This window comes from Kitasatospora putterlickiae, from assembly GCF_039527695.1.
GTDB lineage: Bacteria > Actinomycetota > Actinomycetes > Streptomycetales > Streptomycetaceae > Kitasatospora > Kitasatospora putterlickiae.
This window is the reverse complement of the sequence record NZ_BAAAKJ010000028.1, coordinates 17,670-19,272: the sequence shown is the minus strand read 5'-3', so window position 1 is coordinate 19,272 and position 1,603 is coordinate 17,670. Positions and strand designations below refer to the sequence as shown.

Below are 1,603 nucleotides of genomic sequence, written 5' to 3'. Positions count from 1 at the left end.
CGGTCGCGCGCCGGGCCGGGGGAGGCGGGGGCGGGTCCCCGATCAGGACGGTCTGGTAGAGGGTCTGCAGCTCCTTGCCGGGGCCGGTGCCCAACTCCTCGGCCAGCCGCCGCCGGACCGCGCCGTAGCGGGCCAGCGCCTCCGCGCCCCGCCCGGCCGCGTGCAGCGCCTGGATCAGGACGCACTCCAGGGGCTCGGCCAGCGGGTACTCGGCGGTGAGGTCGGGCACCGCCGAGATCACCGTGGTGGGACGGCCGAGCCGCAGCTCCGCCTGCGCCCACCGCACCGCCGCGTCCAGCCGCCGCCGGTGGCAGCTCGCCCGGACCTGCGCGGCCCAGTCGCCCGCGAGGCCGGCCAGCGGCTCGCCGCGCCACAGGTCCAGCGCCTCGGCGAGCGTCGCGGCCCGGGCGGCGTCGTCGCAGCGCCGGTCGTCGCCCCGCTCGACCAGCCGGCGGAACCGGTGGAGGTCCACCAGGTCGGGGTCGACGTCCAGCACGTAGCCGGCGTGCCGGCGCTCGATCCGGGCGGCCGTTCCGTCCCCGGTGGCGGCCGCCTCTCTCAGCAGTCCGCGGATCCTGCTCAGGTGCGCGTACAGCACGGGCCGGGGGTTGGCGGGCGGTTCGTGGCCCCAGACCCGGTCGACGAGCGCCTCGATCGCGATCGGTCTTCGGGCGTCGACGACCAGCGCGGCCAGGACCACCTGCTGCCGCGGCGTCCCCACGTCGAGCGGCCGACCCGCCGACCGCACCTCGATCTCACCCAACAGCCGGAAGTCCACACGTACCCCCCAGGTGATCAACAGCGCCCGCGCGAACGTCCCCCGGCCCCCATGCTGGCGGGCCCGCAAGGTGGCCGCAAGGTCGGCGCACACGCCGCGACGCCAGGGTGGGGGCCCACGTTCGACAGCACCCCCGACTCCCGTGGAGGAGAACACCATGCGGATCTCCCTGCCCCGGCGGCCCGGCCGCCCCGGCGCCCGGCGCGGACGCTCCCGGCTCACTCCGGCGGCCCTGGTGGCGGCCCTGGCGTTCGCGGTCTTCGCGGCGCTCGGCTCCACGCCCGCCCAGGCGGCCGATCCCACCCGCTACGAGCTCGTGAACGTCCGGACCGGGCTGCGCGCCGACGTCATGTGGGCGTCGACCGCCGCGTACACCGGTGTCTTCCTGTGGCCGGACAACACCAGCGCCTCCCAGGAGTACGAACTGCTCGACAGCGGGGGCGGGTACTTCCGGATCAAGGCCCGGCACTCCGGCCAGTGCCTGATGCTCGACTGGCGCGCGGGCTACGCGAACGGCACCAGCGTCATCCAGTACCCGTACTGCGCCGCCGGCTACGCGGGGTCCGAGTGGACCACGGCCTGGGTGGGGCACACCTGTTACTGCTTCCCCACGACCATGATCCTGAAGAACCGGGCCACCGGCCGGTGCCTGGACGCGGAGGGCCCGTCCGGCACGCCCGGCCAGCAGGCCCGCCTGCAGCAGTGGGACTGCATCACCACGGACGAGGCGTGGAACACGGCGAACCAGAGCTGGATCCTCCCCGCCGTCGGCTGACCTCCGCCGCCCCCAAGCGGACCAGCCCTCCACGGCCCTCCACGGCCCGC

Annotated in this window: 2 protein-coding genes; one reads left to right on the top strand and one right to left on the bottom strand. The window is 75.7% G+C overall.

Translation table 11 applies throughout. The annotated features are described in order from the left end of the window. Positions 1–763 (bottom strand): AfsR/SARP family transcriptional regulator (locus tag ABD308_RS03680; protein WP_344325437.1); only part of this gene is annotated, 763 nt, incomplete at its 3' end. 172 nt (positions 764–935) lie between these two features. Here ABD308_RS03680 and ABD308_RS03675 point away from each other — a divergent pair. Then, complete coding sequence (locus tag ABD308_RS03675; RefSeq protein ID WP_344325434.1) at positions 936–1,553, top strand: RICIN domain-containing protein; 618 nt, start codon at positions 936–938, stop codon at positions 1,551–1,553. Positions 1,554–1,603: the final 50 nt, after the last annotated feature.